The sequence below is a fragment of the Streptomyces sp. NPDC002324 genome (genome assembly GCF_053593335.1).
Genome location: NZ_JBSFCF010000032.1, coordinates 73,059 through 90,304, shown reverse-complemented (window position 1 = coordinate 90,304; position 17,246 = coordinate 73,059). Strand labels below are relative to the sequence as shown.

General features: G+C 71.7%; 13 protein-coding genes. All 13 read left to right on the top strand.

Annotated features, from left to right (window positions below; all coding sequences use genetic code 11):
• Positions 1-245 precede the first annotated feature (245 nt).
• Positions 246-782, top strand: a complete 537-nt coding sequence (locus ACWCRJ_RS32765) for an HNH endonuclease (RefSeq protein ID WP_005479438.1) — start codon at positions 246-248, stop codon at positions 780-782.
• A gap of 201 nt (positions 783-983) precedes the next feature.
• Positions 984-1,820 carry a hypothetical protein gene (locus tag ACWCRJ_RS32760; protein ID WP_450942686.1) on the top strand — a complete coding sequence of 279 codons (837 nt, stop codon included), beginning with the start codon at positions 984-986 and terminating at the stop codon, positions 1,818-1,820.
• Between the two features lie 210 nt (positions 1,821-2,030).
• Entirely contained in the window at positions 2,031-3,275 is a 1,245-nt protein-coding gene (locus ACWCRJ_RS32755) for an ROK family transcriptional regulator (protein WP_450942685.1), read from the top strand.
• 171 nt (positions 3,276-3,446) lie between these two features.
• On the top strand, positions 3,447-4,784 hold the full coding sequence (locus ACWCRJ_RS32750; protein ID WP_450942684.1) for an ABC transporter substrate-binding protein: 1,338 nt from the start codon (positions 3,447-3,449) through the stop codon (positions 4,782-4,784).
• 24 nt (positions 4,785-4,808) lie between these two features.
• On the top strand, positions 4,809-5,783 hold the full coding sequence (locus ACWCRJ_RS32745; protein ID WP_450942683.1) for a carbohydrate ABC transporter permease: 975 nt from the start codon (positions 4,809-4,811) through the stop codon (positions 5,781-5,783).
• Positions 5,780-6,679 carry a carbohydrate ABC transporter permease gene (locus ACWCRJ_RS32740; protein ID WP_450942682.1) on the top strand — a complete coding sequence of 300 codons (900 nt, stop codon included), beginning with the start codon at positions 5,780-5,782 and terminating at the stop codon, positions 6,677-6,679. Before ACWCRJ_RS32745 ends, ACWCRJ_RS32740 begins: the two co-directional genes overlap by 4 nt.
• Positions 6,680-6,686: 7 nt before the next feature.
• A complete protein-coding gene (locus ACWCRJ_RS32735; RefSeq protein WP_450942681.1) occupies positions 6,687-7,952 on the top strand; it encodes a 6-phospho-beta-glucosidase in 1,266 nt (421 codons plus the stop codon).
• A complete protein-coding gene (locus ACWCRJ_RS32730) occupies positions 7,943-8,953 on the top strand; it encodes an N-acetylglucosamine kinase (RefSeq protein ID WP_450942680.1) in 1,011 nt (336 codons plus the stop codon). Before ACWCRJ_RS32735 ends, ACWCRJ_RS32730 begins: the two co-directional genes overlap by 10 nt.
• Before the next feature lie 279 nt (positions 8,954-9,232).
• Complete coding sequence (locus ACWCRJ_RS32725) at positions 9,233-10,705, top strand: hypothetical protein (RefSeq protein WP_450942679.1); 1,473 nt, start codon at positions 9,233-9,235, stop codon at positions 10,703-10,705.
• Between the two features lie 20 nt (positions 10,706-10,725).
• On the top strand, positions 10,726-11,778 hold the full coding sequence (locus tag ACWCRJ_RS32720) for a glutamate ABC transporter substrate-binding protein (protein WP_450942678.1): 1,053 nt from the start codon (positions 10,726-10,728) through the stop codon (positions 11,776-11,778).
• An 83-nt stretch (positions 11,779-11,861) separates the two neighbouring features.
• On the top strand, positions 11,862-13,187 hold the full coding sequence (locus ACWCRJ_RS32715) for a hypothetical protein (RefSeq protein WP_450942677.1): 1,326 nt from the start codon (positions 11,862-11,864) through the stop codon (positions 13,185-13,187).
• On the top strand, positions 13,184-15,811 hold the full coding sequence (locus tag ACWCRJ_RS32710) for a tetratricopeptide repeat protein (RefSeq protein WP_450942676.1): 2,628 nt from the start codon (positions 13,184-13,186) through the stop codon (positions 15,809-15,811). Before ACWCRJ_RS32715 ends, ACWCRJ_RS32710 begins: the two co-directional genes overlap by 4 nt.
• Before the next feature lie 3 nt (positions 15,812-15,814).
• Positions 15,815-17,131, top strand: coding sequence for a PP2C family serine/threonine-protein phosphatase (locus ACWCRJ_RS32705; protein ID WP_046915532.1), 1,317 nt, complete (start codon positions 15,815-15,817; stop codon positions 17,129-17,131).
• Positions 17,132-17,246 lie beyond the last annotated feature (115 nt).

Here is a 17,246-nt window from a genome sequence, read left to right as displayed (position 1 = left end):
CACCGGACGGGCAGGCCCACCACACTAACGGGGCATTGTGTGGAGGACGTCGCCATGTTCGAGGGAGACAAGGCGCTCACCAGGGAGTGAAGGGCGCACGCGGCGGGGGATGAATCAAGGTGTGGTCGAAAACACTCCCAGCCCGTTACCGGGACATGGTGGCGCTTCCACCAGGCATGAGGGGAGACTGACTACGGATCGTCCACGGCGCGAGCCACGCGCCGCCGGCGTACAAGGAGGCATCCGTGCCGCACGTCCTGGTCCTCAACGCGTCGTACGAGCCGCTCGGTGTCGTACCGCTCCGCCGCGCGCTCGTCCTCGTCCTGGAGAACAAGGCGGTCTCCCTGGAGGAGTCCGGCGCCTATCTGCACAGCGCGACCGTCACAGTCCCCGCACCCAGCGTGGTCCGGCTCAAGCGATTCGTCCGGGTTCCCTATCGGGGGCCCGTTCCTCTGACCCGTCGGGCGCTGTTCGCCCGCGACGGGGGCCGGTGCATGTACTGCGGTGGCGTCGCAACCAGCGTCGACCACGTCATCCCGCGCAGTCGCGGGGGCAAGCACGTCTGGGACAACGTCGTCGCGTCATGCCGCCGCTGCAACCATGTCAAGGCCGACCGCCATCTCGTCGAGATCGGCTGGCGGCTCCGTCACAAACCCGCTCCGCCCTCCGGGCTGGCCTGGCGCATCATCGGCACCGGTCACAGGGACCCGCGCTGGCTGCCCTACCTGCAACCGTTCGGCGCGGACGACGCGATGGCCCGGATCGACGGCATCTCCGCCTGACGGTCCGGGTTTTTGCATGGCCGGGTGCCTCCTCCCGCGGGGCACCCGGAACGCCCGCATCCGGTTGACCTGCGGTTTCGTTACCGTCTCCACAAGTACCCCGCATTCCCCTCGCACAAGTGATCGCCTAGTGTCACTTCCAACAGGCGGCCCTTGTTCTGGAGCGCAACGCCCAGGGGCCCGCCTCGAATGTGGGGACTCATGCGCAAGCTCGCCATAGGCGCCGCCGTGTCCGGCGCCCTGGCTCTCACCGGCCTGGCCGCGCCCGCCGCGCTGGCCGACTCGCCGGACCTGACCTTCGGCGCCGTCACCGTCAACAACGGCAAGCCGATCGTCATCGGCACCAAGGCCGAGGTGACCGTTCCGGTCACGTACAGCCTCACCCGGCCGACCGCTTTCAAGGTCGACTACAAGAACAACTTCCTGGGCGTCGCCCTCTACCGGGGCAGGCTCGCGGAGCCCGACAACGCCATCGAGAGCCCGCCCAAGAAGCCCGTCTGCACCCCGACGGCGACGACCGACACCACGGTGACCGAGTCCTGCACCACGAAGCTCACCATCGATCCTCGGGACAGCCTCTTCGAGGGCGCGGACGCCACCACCTGGAAGGCGGCCGCCTTCTACAGCGAGCAGGCCATCGACGAGGACGACTCCGACGACCACATCAGCTTCCACCTCGGGAGCGACATCTGGGGCAACCTCGGCACCGCCAAGCTCCAGCGGCTCGCCAAGGCCACCGTCAACGCCACCCCCGAGCCGGCCGTCAAGGGCAAGACCCTGACCGTCAAGGGCACGCTCACCCGCGCCGACTGGAACACCGGCCGCTACGCGGGCTACAAGGGCCAGAAGGTGGCCCTGCAGTTCAAGGCCAAGGGCGCCGCCGCCTACACGGACGTGAAGACGGTGACCTCCGGCACCACCGGCGCCCTGTCGACCACGGTGAAGGCGTCGAAGGACGGCACCTTCCGCTACGTGTTCGCGGGCACGTCGACCACGGCGGCCGTGAAGTCCGCGGGGGACTTCGTCGACGTGAAGTGATGTGAAGCGGATCGAAGTGAACTGAGGTGACGCGCGTGAGGTGAGATGCGACCGCCCCGCCCCACGCGCCACCGACAGCACCGCCCCCGGGTAACGACTCCGTCGCCCGGGGGCGGTTTTTACTGGCCAGATATTGACGCCCACCTGGTCTAGTCCTATCGTCCTGGCATCCGACAGGAAACTTTCCTAACAGTTGGCAGGTGGCGGACCATGGCAGGAACACCCCGCGTACTGCGCGCCATGAACGACCGCGCCGCACTCGATCTGCTGCTGGAGCACGGGCCGCTCTCCCGGACCCGGCTCGGCAAGCTGACGGGGCTGTCCAAACCGACGGCCTCACAGCTCCTGGCCCGCCTCGAAGCCGCCGGACTCGTCGTGGCCACCGGCACCGGCACGGAAGGGTCCGGCACCGGCGGACCCGGCGAGAGCGGATCCGGCGCGGGCCGACCCGGCCCCAACGCCCAGCTCTACACGGTCGACCCGACCGCCGCGTACGCCGCGGGCCTGGACGTCACCCCCGAACGCGTCCTGGCCGCCGTCGCCGACATCACCGGCCGCACGGTCGGCGAGTTCGCCGTCCCCACCCCCGGACGACGCCCCGCCGAACCCGTCGTACACCAGGTCACCACCGCCCTCGACGGGGCGGTCAAGGCCGCCGGGCTCGTCCGGGCGGACGTGCGCCGGCTCGTCATCGGCACACCGGGCGCCTTCGACCCCGGCACCGGGCGGCTGCGGTACGCCTCGCACCTGCCCGGCTGGCACTCCCCCGCCCTCCTCGACGCACTCGCCGCCGCGCTGCCGATGCCGGTGGAGTACGAGAACGACGTGAACCTCGCCGCCCTCGCCGAACAACGGCTGGGCGCGGCCAGGGGCCACGAGGACTTCGTCCTGCTGTGGAACGAGGGCGGACTCGGCGCCGCGGTGGTCCTGGGCGGACGGCTGCACCGGGGCTTCACCGGGGGCGCCGGCGAGGTCGGTTTCCTGCCGGTCCCCGGTGTGCCGCTGGTGCGCCAGGTGACCAAGGCGAACAGCGGGGGGTTCCAGGAACTCGCCGGTTCGCAGGTCATCCCCCGGCTCGCCCGTGAGCTGGGCATCACCGACATCCCCGACGGGCCGTACGCGGAGGTCGCCGCCGCCCTCGTGGCGCGGGCCGCCGCGGTCGACTCCGGTCCGCACCGGCGACTTCTGGCCACGTACGCCACCGCCGTCGCCACCGGTCTGGCCGCACTCGTGTCCGTACTCGATCCCGAACTCATCGTCCTCAGCGGCTCGGCGCTGGCCTCCGGCGGGGAGCCGTTGCGGGCTCTCGTGGCGGCCGAACTGGGCGAACTGGCCGCTTCCCGGCCACGACTGGTCATCGGTGCCGTACTCGAACACCCGGTACTGCGGGGGGCGTTGGAGAGTGCGCTCGCGACGACGCGGGACGAAGTGTTCGACACGTTGACGCTCCGCTGAGTTCGGCCGCGTTCCAGGTCGTTCGAAAACCGCCGGCCCGTCGCGGCCGGTCGCGCCCACGCGGCGGAGCCGCACATCGATACCGCCTCGCGCCCCTGAGGTTTCCCGGGCGCGCCCCCATCCCTCCAGATCACCCCTCCCCTCCCCTCCCTTTCCTCAGGAGACCTCGCCATGTCCGGAATATCCAAGAACGCGGCGATCGCGCTCGCCGCCACCGCCTCTCTCGCCCTCCTCGCCACCGCCTGCACCGGTCAGGCCGACACCACCTCCTCCGACGACCCGAACGCCAGGACGACCATCACCTTCTGGCACGGGTGGAGCGCGCCCGGCGAGGTGAAGGCGATCCAGGCGAACGTGGACCGGTTCGAGAAGAAGCACCCCAACATCACGGTGAAGGTCGTCGGGAACATCAACGACGACAAGCTCAACCAGGCGCTGCGGGCGGGCGGTTCGAGCGGGCCGGACGTCGTGTCCTCGTTCACGACGTCCAACATCGGCAAGTTCTGTTCCTCCGGGGCCTTCGCCGACCTCAAGCCCTTCATCGAGAAGTCGAAGCTCGACCTCGACAAGATCATCCCGAAGCCGATGCTGGACTACACGCAGTTCGAGGGCACCCGGTGCGCGCTGCCGCTGCTGGGGGACGCGTACGGGCTGTATTACAACAAGGACGCGTTTCGGAAGGCGGGCATCAAGTCGCCGCCGAAGACGTGGTCCGAGTTCGCCGTGGACGCGAAGAAGCTGACGAAGACCAAGGGCGACAGCTACACGCAGCTCGGGTTCATGCCGAACTACCACGGCTACGAGACGGTCGTGGACCACTACATGTCGCAGTGGGACCACTCCTACTTCAACGCCGAGGGCAAGTCGAACATCTCCGAGGACCCGGCGTTCGCGGAGATGTTCACGTACCAGAAGAAGCTGGTGGACTCGCTCGGCGGCTTCGCGAAGCTGGAGAAGTACCGGAACACCTTCGGTGACGAGTGGGGCGCCAAGCACCCCTTCCAGACCGGCCAGGTGGCCATGCAGCTGGACGGCGAGTGGCGGCTCGGGATGGCGAAGGAGGCCGGGACCGACTTCGAGATCGGCACCGCGCCGATGCCCGTGGCCGACGACGAGGTGGCCGAGTACGGCAAGGGCTTCCTCTCCGGCACGGTCATCGGCATCGCCCCGCAGAGCCGGAAGCAGAACGCGGCCTGGGAGCTGGTGAAGTACCTGACGACCGACACCGAGGCCGTCGTCTCCTTCGCCAACGCCATCCACAACGTGCCGTCCACGTTCGCCGCCCTGAAGTCGCCCGGCCTGAAGGTGGACGAGGGCTTCAGGACGTTCCTGGACATCGCCCAGAACCCGCACTCGAACACCCCGCCGGCCTCCATCAACGGCTCGACGTACCAGACGACACTCCAGGACTTCGGCTACCAGTACGAGTCCGGCAAGGTGAAGGACCTGCACAAGGGGCTGGAGAAGACCGCGGCGCAGATCGACACCGACATCGCGCAGGCGAAGTAGCGGTACGGGAACGGGATCCCTCCGATGTCCACGCACTCCCCGCGTGTGGCCCTCGCGTCCACGCACACGCTACGGTCGAAGCGCCGCCGGTCGGCGCTTCGAACAGCGGCCTTCCTGTCACCCTGGCTGATCGGGTTCGGCGTCTTCTTCGCCTATCCGCTCGTGTCGACCGTGTACTTCTCGCTGATGAAGTACGACGGCTTCGGTACCCCGGTCTTCCGCGGCCTCGGCAACTGGTCCTACGTCTTCGAGGACTACCCGCTGTTCTGGCCGGCCCTGCGCAACACGCTCTGGCTGGTCCTCGTGATGGTGACCTGCCGGGTGCTGTTCGGGCTCGGCGTCGGTCTGCTGATCACGAAGATCAAGACCGGCGCGGGCGTCTTCCGCACCCTCTTCTACCTGCCGTACCTCGCGCCGCCGGTCGCCGCGACGCTGGCCTTCGTCTTCCTCCTGAACCCCGGGACCGGGCCGGTCAACTCCGTCCTCGAAGGGCTGGGTCTGCCGGCACCCGGCTGGTTCACCGACCCCGCCTGGTCCAAGCCGGCGCTCACCGCGCTCGCGCTGTGGGGCGTGGGCGACCTGATGGTCATCTTCATGGCCGCGCTGCTCGACGTGCCGAAGGAGCAGTACGAGGCCGCCGAGCTGGACGGGGCGTCGGCCTGGCAGCGGTTCCGGTTCGTGACGCTGCCGACCATCTCACCGATCGTGATGTTCGCGGTGGTCACGGGCGTGATCCAGACCATGCAGTACTACACGCAGCCCCTGGTGGCCGGAAAGGTCGCCTCCGGCGTCATCGGCGGCTCCGGGCAGCAGTTCGAGCCCGGCTACCCGGACAAGTCGACGCTGACGCTGCCGCAGCTCGTCTACAACCTCGGCTTCCAGCGCTTCGACTACGGCTCCGCCTGTGTGGTCGCCCTCGTGCTGTTCGCCCTGTCGATGGTGTTCACGGCGCTGCTGATGCGGCGCCGGGGCGGACTGATCGGAGCGGGTGACCGATGACCCAGGTACTCGATGTACGCGACAGGCCGGTGGCGCAGGCCGCCGCCGCGGCGAGCGAACGGACCGCCCGCCGCCGGGCGCTGCTGGAGTGGATCGCCGTCCACTCGCTGGGCGTGGCCGCCGCGCTCTTCTTCACCCTGCCCTTCGTCTTCGTCGTGCTGACCTCGCTGATGGGCGACCAGCAGACGCTCACCCGCGACCTCGTCCCGGACACCTGGGAGTGGGGCAACTACCGCCAGGTCCTCGACACCCCCGGCTTCCTGACCTGGTGGAAGAACACGCTCCTCTACGCCGGCCTCGGCACGGTCCTCACCGTCGTGTCGTCCGTCCCCGTGGCCTACGCGCTCGCCAAGTTCCGCTTCCGGGGCCGCAACCTGGCCCTGATGCTGGTCATCTCGATGATGATGCTGCCGCCGCAGGTCGTCGTGATCCCGATGTACCTGTTCTGGGCCAAGCAGTTGGACCTGTCCGGCTCGCTGTGGCCGCTGATCGTCCCGATGGCGTTCGGGGACGCGTTCTCCATCTTCCTGCTGCGCCAGTTCCTGACGACCATCCCCGACGAGTACCTGGACGCGGCCCGGGTCGACGGCTGCGGCGAACTGCGCACCCTGCTGCGGGTCGTCCTGCCGATGGCGAAGCCCGGCATCGCGGCCGTCGCGCTCTTCCAGTTCTTCTACGCCTGGAACGACTACTTCGGCCCGCAGATCTACGCCTCCGAGAACCCGGCCGCCTGGACGCTCAGTTACGGCCTGGAATCCTTCAAGGGCGCGCACCACACCGACTGGAACCTGACCATGGCCGCGACCGTGCTGGTCATGGCCCCCGTGATCCTCGTGTTCTTCTTCGCGCAGAAGGCGTTCGTCGAAGGCGTCACCCTGACCGGAGTAAAGGGTTGATACGGCTATGAAGCTCACCGTGGTCGGCGGAGGCTCGACCTACACACCCGAACTCGTCGACGGGTTCGCCCGGCTCAGGGACACCCTGCCGATCGAGGAGCTGGTGCTCGTCGATCCGGCCGCCGACCGGCTGGAGCTGGTCGGCGGACTGGCCCGCCGGATCTTCGCCCGCCAGGGACACCCCGGGCGGATCGTCACCACCGATGACCTGGACCGGGGCGTCGAGGGCGCCGACGCCGTCCTCCTCCAGCTGCGCATCGGCGGCCAGGCCGCCCGCGAGCAGGACGAGACCTGGCCGCTGGAGTGCGGCTGCGTCGGTCAGGAGACGACCGGCGCGGGCGGTCTGGCGAAGGCGCTGCGGACGGTCCCCGTCGTCCTGGACATCGCCGAGCGGGTCCGCCGGACCAACCCCGACGCCTGGATCATCGACTTCACCAACCCGGTGGGGATCGTGACCCGCGCCCTGCTGCGGGCCGGCCACAAGGCGGTCGGCCTGTGCAACGTGGCGATCGGCCTGCAACGGAAGTTCGCCGCGCATCTCGGCGTGCCCCCGGCCGAGGTCCACCTCGACCACGTGGGCCTGAACCACCTCACCTGGGAGACCGGCGTCCGCCTCGGCGGCCCCTCCGGCGAGAACGTCCTGCCGAAGCTGCTGGCCGGCCACGGCGACACCATCGCCGCCGACCTGCGCCTGCCCCGCCCCGTCCTGGACCGCCTCGGCGTGGTCCCCTCCTACTACCTGCGCTACTACTACGCCCACGACGAGGTCGTCCGGGAGCTGGGCACCAAGCCCTCGCGGGCCGCCGAAGTGGCCGCGATGGAGCGGGAGTTGCTGGAGATGTACGCAGACCCCGCGCTCGACGAGAAGCCCGCGCTGCTCGCCAGGCGGGGAGGGGCGTTCTACTCCGAGGCGGCCGTCGACCTGGCCGCGTCCCTGCTGGGCGACGGCGGCAGCCCCTACCAGGTGGTGAACACCCTCAACGGCGGCACGCTCCCCTTCCTCCCCGCCGACGCGGTGATCGAGGTGCAGGCCACCGTGGGCCGGCAGGGGGCGGCACCGTTGCCGGTGGAGACCGTGGACCCGCTGTACGCGGGCCTGATGGCGAACGTCACCGCGTACGAGGACCTGGCCCTGGACGCGGCCCTGCGCGGCGGCCGGGACCGGGTGTTCCGCGCACTGCTCTCGCATCCCCTGATCGGGCAGTACGCGTACGCCGAGGCCCTCACCGACCGGCTGATCGCACACAACCGGGAGCACCTCGCGTGGGCGTGACCGACAGCGTGCGCGGCGGCCCCGGGCCGGCCGGGCGCGGGAGCGTGCTCGCCGTCGACGCGGGCAACAGCAAGACCGACGTCGCCGTGGTCGCGCCGGACGGGGAGGTGCTGGGCGCGGCACGCGGCGGCGGGTTCCAGCCGCCGGCCGTGGGCGTGGGCGTCGCGGTCGACGGCCTCGCGGAGGTGGTGGGGCGGGCCCTCGCCGAGGCCGGGGTCGGCTCGGTCGACCATGTCTCGGCGTGTCTGGCCAACGCGGACTTCCCCGTGGAGGAGGAGCGGCTCGCGGCGGAGCTGGGCACGCGCGCGTGGGGCGCGACCGTCGAGGTCCGCAACGACACCTTCGCCATCCTGCGGGCCGGCGTGGCCGAGCCGCGGGGCGTGGCCGTGGTGTGCGGTGCCGGCGTGAACTGCGTCGGGATGCGCCCGGACGGCAGCACCGCCCGCTTCCCGGCGCTCGGTCGCATCTCCGGCGACTGGGGCGGCGGCTGGGGTCTCGCCGAGGAGGCGATGTGGCACGCGGCCCGCGCGGAGGACGGCCGGGGCGGTCCCACGGCCCTGGCCGCCGCGCTGCCCGCGCACTTCGGCCTGGACTCCGTGTACGCCCTGGTCGAGGCCCTGCACCTGGAGCGCATCCCGGCCGCCCGCCGCCACGAGCTCACCCCGGTCCTCTTCGCCACGGCGGCGTCGGGCGACCCGGTGGCCCGCTCGCTGGTGGACCGCATGGCCGAGGAGGTGGTGGCCATGGCGACGGTGGCCCTGACCCGGCTGGACCTCCTCGGGGAGGAGACCCCCGTCCTCCTCGGCGGCGGTGTCCTCGCCGCCCGGCACCCCCTGCTCGACGGCCGGGTCCGCGAGGCGCTGGCGGCCTCCGCGCCCAAGGCCGTCCCCCGGGTGGTCACGGCCGCCCCGGTGCTGGGCGCGGCGCTGCTCGGGCTGGACCACGTGGGCGCGCCGAGGGCCGTGCACGCGCGCGTGCGGGCGCACTACGAAGGAGGGTGACCCGGCGGGCCCGCGCCACCCCCGCCGCTCCCCCTCGAACACGTTCGAACCCCCAGGGAACCGAACCCGGCCGAGCCGCGTATTCATGGGCGGGGGGTGGTGCGGGAAGCCTTGTGCTGCGCCGGAATCCGGCAGGCACGGCACGTACGGACACGATCGGGGAACAAGATCGAGTCAAGGTCTGTGCGTGGTCACCCCCCGGCGGCGATACTTGCGGCCGTGCACCTGCGTCCGCGCGAGCGGCCGGCGGTGCCGGACGGATGACCAGGGGGAGGTCGGGTGACATTCACGCCGGAGGGCAGCACGGCACCGACGGCACCGCCCGCGGGGCCGGGCCCGGTCGTGCCGTCCCAGGCCTCGCACGCGCCGAGGCCCCCGGTGCCGTCCCCGGACCCCGACGGCGGCCCGCCCCGCAGGACCGCGTTCGCCGAGGGTGTCGACCAGCTGCGCGCCGCCGCGACGACCGAGCCGGGCCGGCTGCGCATCATCGGCGCCCTGCTCGCCCTCCTGGTCGTCGCGTTCGGCTCCGTCACCGCCTGGCAGATGAACGACCGCTCGGCCGCGGCCGACGACGTGCTCCACGGCAGCCAGCCCCTCAGCTCGGCGGCGGCGGAGATCTACAGTTCCCTGGCCGCCGCCAACACGGCGGCCTCCAGCGGGTTCCTCGCGGGTGGCCAGGAGACCGAGGAGTCGCGCAAGGACTACGAGCGGGAGATGCGGGAGGCGGCGAAGCAGCTGGCCCTCGCCGCGACCGCGTCGGAGGCCGGCTCGGACTCCGAGGAACGCATCGCCAAGCTGAACGCCCTGCTGCCCGAGTACAAGGGCCTGGTCGAGCGGGCCCGCGCCAACAACCGCCTGGGCTACCCGCTGGGCGGCGCCTACCTGCGCTACGCGAACGACACGATGCAGGGCATGCTCGGCGAGGCCCGGAGCATCTACGACAACGAGAACGAGCGGCTCCGCGACGACTACGAGGACGCCACCGCGTATCCGTGGGCCGCCATCGGTCTCGGGGTGCTCGCCATCGGCGGTCTCGTCTGGGCCCAGCGCCGTAACTACCGGCGGACCAACCGGGTGTTGAACCACGGTCTCGTGGCAGCGACGGCCGCGTCGGCCGTCGTCCTGCTGTGGCTGGCCGGCGGTCACACCCTCGCCCGCTCGGGGCTGAACGACTCCTACGACAACGGGGTGCGGTCCCTGACCGTGCTGAACGACGCGCGGATCGCCTCCCTCACCGCACGCGGCAACGAGAACCTGACCCTGATCAGCCGGGGCGCGGAGACCGTCAAGGACGCCAAGGGCGAGAACGTGGACAAGTTCGACTACGCGTTCGAGACCAGCATGGCGACGCTCAAGAAGCGACTGGCCGCCGCCGAGCGGGTCGCCGACGACGCCGGCGGCGAGAAGCCCCTGAAGGCGGCCGGCGCCGGCATGGAGGAGTGGAACGCCCGGCACAAGAGCGCCCGCGCGGCCGACGATCTGGGCGACTACCAGTGCGCCCTCGCCCAGGTGATCGGCGGCAAGGCCACCGCCACCTGCAAGAACGGTGACAAGCCGACGGGCGAGTGCTTCGACGAGGTCGACCGGAACCTGGGCCTCGCGAGCGCCTACGAGGCGAAGGAGTTCAAGCGCGCGGCCGAGGACGGCCGTGAGGCGATGCTCGGGCTCCCCGTCGGCGCGGCGGTCCTGGCCGTGATCGGCGCGGCGGGCGCGGTGCTCGGCATCGGGCGCAGGCTTTCGGAGTACCGGTGACGGCGGCGGGAGGAGGCGCGGTGGAAGGGGTCGCGATGAATGCGGTACGACGCCTGCGGGCCGGTCTCAGGGGCTGGGGCGGTGTGGGCGCGATGGCGGTCCTCTGCGCCTTGGCCGTGGTCTTCGCCCTGGTGCTGCCGGTGAGCGGGACACGCGGCGACGGCGTCACGGGTACCGGGGGCCAGGGGGTCGCCCGGGGGACGCAGGCGCGGGTGGACGAGGACTGCAAGAAGAAGAACGACCCGCAGGACCGGAGCCTCAGGCCCTCCTCGGACGACTCCGGCGAGACGATCCGGCGGATCGAGGACAAGGGCTACATCACGGTCGGCGTCGACCAGAACAGCTACCGCTGGGGCTACCGCGACCCGAACGGCAAGGCCGACGAGGCCCAGCTGGAGGGCTTCGACATCGACATCGTGCACCGCATCGCCAAGGAGATACTCGGCGACCCGGACAAGGTGCACTTCAAGGCGATCCCCACCAGTCGGCGCATCCCCGCGCTGCAGGAGGGGGAGGTCGACATGGTGGTCCGCACGATGACGATCAGCTGCGAGCGCATGGACGAAGTCGCTTTCTCCCAGCCGTACTTCAGGACCGGACAGCAGGTCCTGGCCCCCAAGTCCTCGCCGATCAAGGGCTACGGCGAGAGCCTGGCGGACAAGAAGATCTGCACGGCGGCCACTTCCACGGCCCTGTCCGCCCTCACCGCCGGTAAGGAGTCGGGCGAGGTGCCCGCCACCACCGACATCTCCCTGCAGGTCCCCAACCAACTCGACTGCCTGGTACGGCTCCAGCTCGGCCAGGTCGACGCCGTGGTCACCGACGGCGCGCTCGCCGCGAGCCAGGCGGCGCAGGACCCGACGGTCGATCTGAAGGGTGAGCCGTTCACCACCGAGTACTACGGCGTGGCGATGAACCTGGAGGCGGACGATCTGGTACGCCGGGTCAACCAGGTGCTGGTGGACTATCTCAAGGACGGCTGGCAGGACTCGTACACCACCTGGCTGTCCGCCACGATGGTCGGGGACGCGGAGAAGTCCCGGCCGCCCTCCCCCCAGCGGTACCGCGACTGACGCGGCAGGGCCGACGTACGAGAAACCGTATTCAGAGGACCGCATTCCAACTGACGGACACCGACAGCAGCGAGAGGTGATCGATGGGCGTCGCGGGATCCACCGGGCCGGTGATGGACCGGGACGAGGTGGACCGTGCGCTCGCGCGGCTCGGCGCGGAGCACGAGGCCATCGAGACCTCGCTGCTCGCCCTGCAGGACCACGCGGGCCGCAGGCTGCTCGAAGGCGCCGCGCTGACCGGCGTCACCAAGGAGCGCTGGACGGCCGCGGACGCGTCGATCACGCTGCTGTGGGCGTACTTCGACGCGTACTCGGACGCGCTGCGCTCCGCCCGGGAGATCCGCTCGCGGCGCCGCTGGTCGAGCCGTGAGGACCTGGTGGAGCTGACCGAACTGCTGCGCGGCGAGGCGGTGACGGTCGCGGGCAGCGCCACCGCGATGGCCAACGCGCCGACGCTGCAGGGCACGAGCCGGCTCAGCGAGCAGTTCTCGCTGGTCACGCTCGTGGACCGGATGAACGATCTGTACGCGTCCTCGCTGGACATGGTCGTGGCCGCCGACGCGGTGTGGTCGGCGCTGCCCGCCCGGATCGATCTACTGGCCGCCGAGCTCCAGCGCACCCGCCGGCTCGCGCACTCCGTCGGTGTACGCCCCGGTGAGCACCCGGCGGGCGACGACCTGGAGCGGATCACCCGCTCCCTGACCCGGCTCCGGGAGCAGGTCGTCTCCGACCCGCTGGCCTTCTGGGTGCCCTCGCCGGGCAGTTCGGCGCCCGGCGGCGGCCGCCCGGACACCACGACGTACGACCGCGAGGCGCGGGCCCTGGACGACATCCGGCGGGAGATCGACGCCGTGCTGACGGTCCGGCAGGACGCGGAGTCTCGGCTGGTGAAGCTGCGGGACGTGCTGAGCCGCGCGGACCGGACGCTCGCCGAGGCGCGCAGCGCGCGGGGTGAGGTGCTGGCGAAGATCGCCGCGACCGAGGTGCCCGTGGTGAGCGGCCCGCCGACGGTGCTGCAGGAACAGTTGGCGATGGCGGCCGAGTACCGCAGACACGCGCAGTGGCACCGGCTGTCGCCGCTGCTGGAGTCCCTGGAGCAGAAGGCGGACGACGAACTGCTGCGGGCCCGGGAGTCGTTGACGGCGGTCACCGCGCCGCTCGCGGTCCGCGCCGAGCTGCGCGGCCGGCTCGACGCGTACAAGGCGAAGGTCGCCCGGCACGGCTTCGCGGAGGACGCGCTGCTGGTCGAGCGGTACGACGCGGCGCGGCGCATGCTGTGGAGCGCCCCCTGCGACCTGCGGGTGGCCGAGACGGCGGTGCTGCGCTATCAGCACGCGGCCGCCGAGGTGCTGGGCCAGTCGGTGCCGGCGCAGCGGGCGCCCCAGGACCGGAGGGAGGAGGAATCGTGAGCCAGACGGAGGAGAGCCCGGCGGGCGAGGTCCCCGCGGGAGAGACCCCGGCGGGCGAGGAGGCTCCGCAGCAGTCGTGCCAGCGGCCCGGCTGCTCGGGATCGTACGAGGACATGGGCGGCGGTGAGCTGTACTGCGACACGTGCGGGCTGGCCCCGGTCGTCTCCGCGAGCGGCATGGTCAACTCCCCGCCCACCGGCATCACCGGGGGCGGCAGGGGTTCGCGCGGCTCCGGTTCCAGCAGCGCGCGCTCCTCGCGCACCTCCGCGCGCTCCTCGCAGTCCCGGCGCTCGGTGTCCGGGCGGCTCTCGCGCGCCCTGTCGGGCAGGACCACGGGTCGCTCGGTGTCGGTGCGCAGCTCCGGCAAGACCGCCGGCTCCTCGGGGCGGGCGCGGCTCGGCGTGGGTCTGGTCCAGGTACCGGACGTACCGCGCCCGGATCCGCGCTCGATGGTCCTGGAGGCCGCCGAGGTGCCCGAGCGGAAGCGGTTCTGCTCGCGCTCCGACTGCGGGGCGCCGGTCGGCCGGGCGCGCGGTGAGCGGCCGGGTCGCACGGAGGGCTTCTGCACGAAGTGCGGCCACCCGTACTCGTTCGTGCCGAAGCTGCACTCGGGCGACATCGTGCGCGGCCAGTACGAGGTCGTGGGCTGTCTCGCGCACGGCGGTCTGGGCTGGATCTATCTGGCCATCGACCGGGCGGTGTCGGACCGTTGGGTCGTGCTGAAGGGTCTGCTCGACACCGGCGACCAGGACGCGATGGCCGCCGCGATCTCCGAGCGCCGCTTCCTCGCCGAGATCGAACACTCCAACATCGTCCGCATCTACAACTTCGTCGAGCACCTCGACCAGCGCACCGGTTCGCTGGACGGGTACATCGTCATGGAGTACGTCGGCGGCAAGTCCCTCAAGGAGATCGCCAACGACCGCCGCACGGCGGACGGGCGCCGCGACCCGCTGCCGGTCGAGCAGGCGTGCGCGTACGGCATCGAGGCGCTGGAGGCGCTCGGGCACCTCCACAGCCGCAACCTGCTGTACTGCGACTTCAAGGTCGACAACGCGATCCAGACCGAGGACCAGCTCAAGCTGATCGACATGGGCGCGGTGCGCAGGATGGACGACGACGAGTCGGCCATCTACGGCACGGTCGGCTACCAGGCGCCCGAAGTCGCCGACGTGGGGCCGTCGGTGGCGTCCGACCTGTACACGGTCGCCCGGACGCTCGCGGTCCTCACCTTCGACTTCCAGGGCTACACCAACGTCTTCGTGGACTCCCTGCCCGACCCCGACAACATCGAGGTCTTCCGGCAGTACGAGTCCTTCTACCGGCTGCTGGTCCGGGCAACCGACCCCGACCCGGCCCGTCGGTTCGCCTCCGCGCAGGAGATGTCGGAGCAGCTGACGGGTGTGCTGCGGGAGGTCGTCTCCCTCCAGACGGGCCGGGCCCGCCCCGCCCTGTCGACGATCTTCGGCCCCGAGGTGCGCGTCACGGACACGGAACTGTTCGCGAAGCTCGACGGGGACGTGTCCCGGCTGGGGAGGCGCCGTGACAAGGCGCGCACGGGCAACGGAAGTTCGCCTTCCGCCCCGCCCGCTCTGCTGACCGCCGGCACCGCCGTCCCCGCCCGGCTCACCCGGGCGCTCGACACCGCCGCCGCGGCCCTGGCGCTGCCGGTCCCCCGGGTCGACGCCGGGGACCCGAACGCCGGGTTCCTGGCGGGGCTCATCACCTCCGCGCCCACCGAGCTGATCACGGCGCTGCACTCGGCCCCCAGCGGCTCGCTGGAGCTGCGGCTGCGGGAGCTGCGGGCCCGGCTGGAGATGGGTGAGTTCACCATCGCGCTGGCCACCCTGGACGCCCTGGAGCGGGACCACCCCGACGACTGGCGGGTGGTCTGGTACCGGGGCGTGGCCGCGCTCGCCACCGGCGACCACGAGAACGCCGCGCTGTCCTTCGACGCGATCTACGACGCCTTCCCGGGCGAGCCGGCCCCCAAGCTGGCCCTCGGACTGTGCGCCGAGGTGCTGGGGCAGCTGGACAACGCCGCCGAGTACTACCGCCTGGTGTGGACGACCGACCCCAGTTTCGTCAGCAGCGCGTTCGGCCTCGCCCGGGTGCGGCTGACCGCCGGGGACCGGCAGAACGCCGTCCAGACCCTGGAGTCCGTGCCGGAGGCGTCCATCCACTACACCGCCGCCCGGGTCGCCGCCGTACGGGCGCGGCTCAGACATCGCCCGGAGGCGACGCTCGGAGCCGTTTCGGCGCCGCCCCCCGCCGGGGCCGCCGGGAACGCCGAAACCGCGCCGGACGTTCCGTTCCTGGACGACCTGACCGCGGCCGCCGGGCAGATCGAGGCGCTCGGCGGGTACGGTCTGGACGCGGTGCGCCGCGAGCAGTTGTCCACAGAGGTCCTTGGCTGCGCCCTGGACTGGGTACTCTCCGGAAGCCAGGGTGCCGCGCCCCCGGCCGGTGAGCGGGTGCTGCTCGGCAGCGCGCTGGACGAGCGCGGCCTCCGCTTCGGACTGGAGCGGTCGTACCGCACTTTGGCCCGGCTCGCCCCAGGCGGCGAGGAGAGGATCGACCTGGTGGAACGTGCCAATCGTTACCGCCCCCGGACGTGGGTGTAGTTGATGTCGCAGATGCCCCAGCCGACCGCGCTGACGAAGTGCCCGATCTGCGAGTGGCCCCTCGCTTCGGACGACCGCTTCTGCGGTGCGTGCGGCCATGACCTCTCGGCGGTGCCCGCGCCGCCGGAGGACCATCCCACTCTCACCATGAACGGGACGGCCGGCGACGGGCCCGACGCGGCCTCGTCCGTGGACTGGCCGCTCGCCTCCCCGCCCAGCTCCGACACCCCGCCGCCGGTGGTCCGCCCCACCGACATCCCGGGCACCGACTCCGGCGGCGGCGAACTGCCCGGTGCGGGGCGGGGCGTACGGTTCGACCGGCCCCGCGAGCCCGACGAGTACCCGCTGGCCGCGCCCCAGCCGCCGGATCCGCGCACCGGCGACCTCGCCACCCCGCCGGCCGGTACGAAGGTGTGCGTGGCCTGCCGCGCGGGCCACGTCGACCGGGACGGCTACTGCGAGAACTGCGGGCACGCGCAGCCGCGCGAGCGCGACCACATGGAACTGGAGCTGGGCGCGGTCGCCGCGGTCAGCGACCGGGGTCTGCGCCACCACCGCAACGAGGACTCGTTCGCGATCTCCTCGACCGCCCTGCCCGACGGCTCCCCCGCGGTCGTCGCGATCGTCTGCGACGGCGTGTCCTCCGCGACCCGCCCCGACGACGCCTCGCTCGCCGCGGCCCGCGCCGCCAACGAGACGGTGCTGGAGTCGCTGCCTCGCGGCACCCACCCGCAGCAGGCGATGCACGACGCGATCGTCGCCGCCGCGAGCGCCGTCAACGCCCTGGCGGAGGAGCCGGAGACGGCCCAGGAGCACGCCCCGCACCAGAACGCTCCGGCGTGCACCATCGTCGGCTCCGTGATCACCCCGACCCTGCTCGTCGTCGGCTGGGTCGGCGACAGCCGCGCCTACTGGGTCCCGGTGGACCGCAGCGCGCCCCCGGCCCGGCTCACCGAGGACGACTCGTGGGCGGCCCAGATGGTGTCAGCGGGACTGATGAACGAGGCGGAGGCGTACGCCGACGAGCGCGCCCACGCGATCACCGGCTGGCTCGGCGCGGACGCGTACGAACTGGAGCCGCACACCGCTTCCTTCAAACCGGACCGGCCGGGTGTAGTGGTGGTGTGCACCGACGGACTGTGGAACTACGCGGAGGCCGCCGAGGAGATGGCCGAGGCCGTGCCCCTGGACGCGGCCGAGCGGCCGTTGCACTGCGCGCAGGTGCTGGTCGGCCGGGCCCTCGACGGCGGTGGCCACGACAACGTAACAGTGGCCGTCCTGCCGTTCCCGGCCCCGCCTCAGGGGGCAGGATCGGCCTGAGGGTGCTCGCGGGCGGGATGTCCGCGGGCGCCTCGGCGGCCGGACGGGAAAGGGCCGACGGACCGGAGGGGACCGGTCCGGGACAGGCACGCACAGTCATCACCCCACGGGCTGT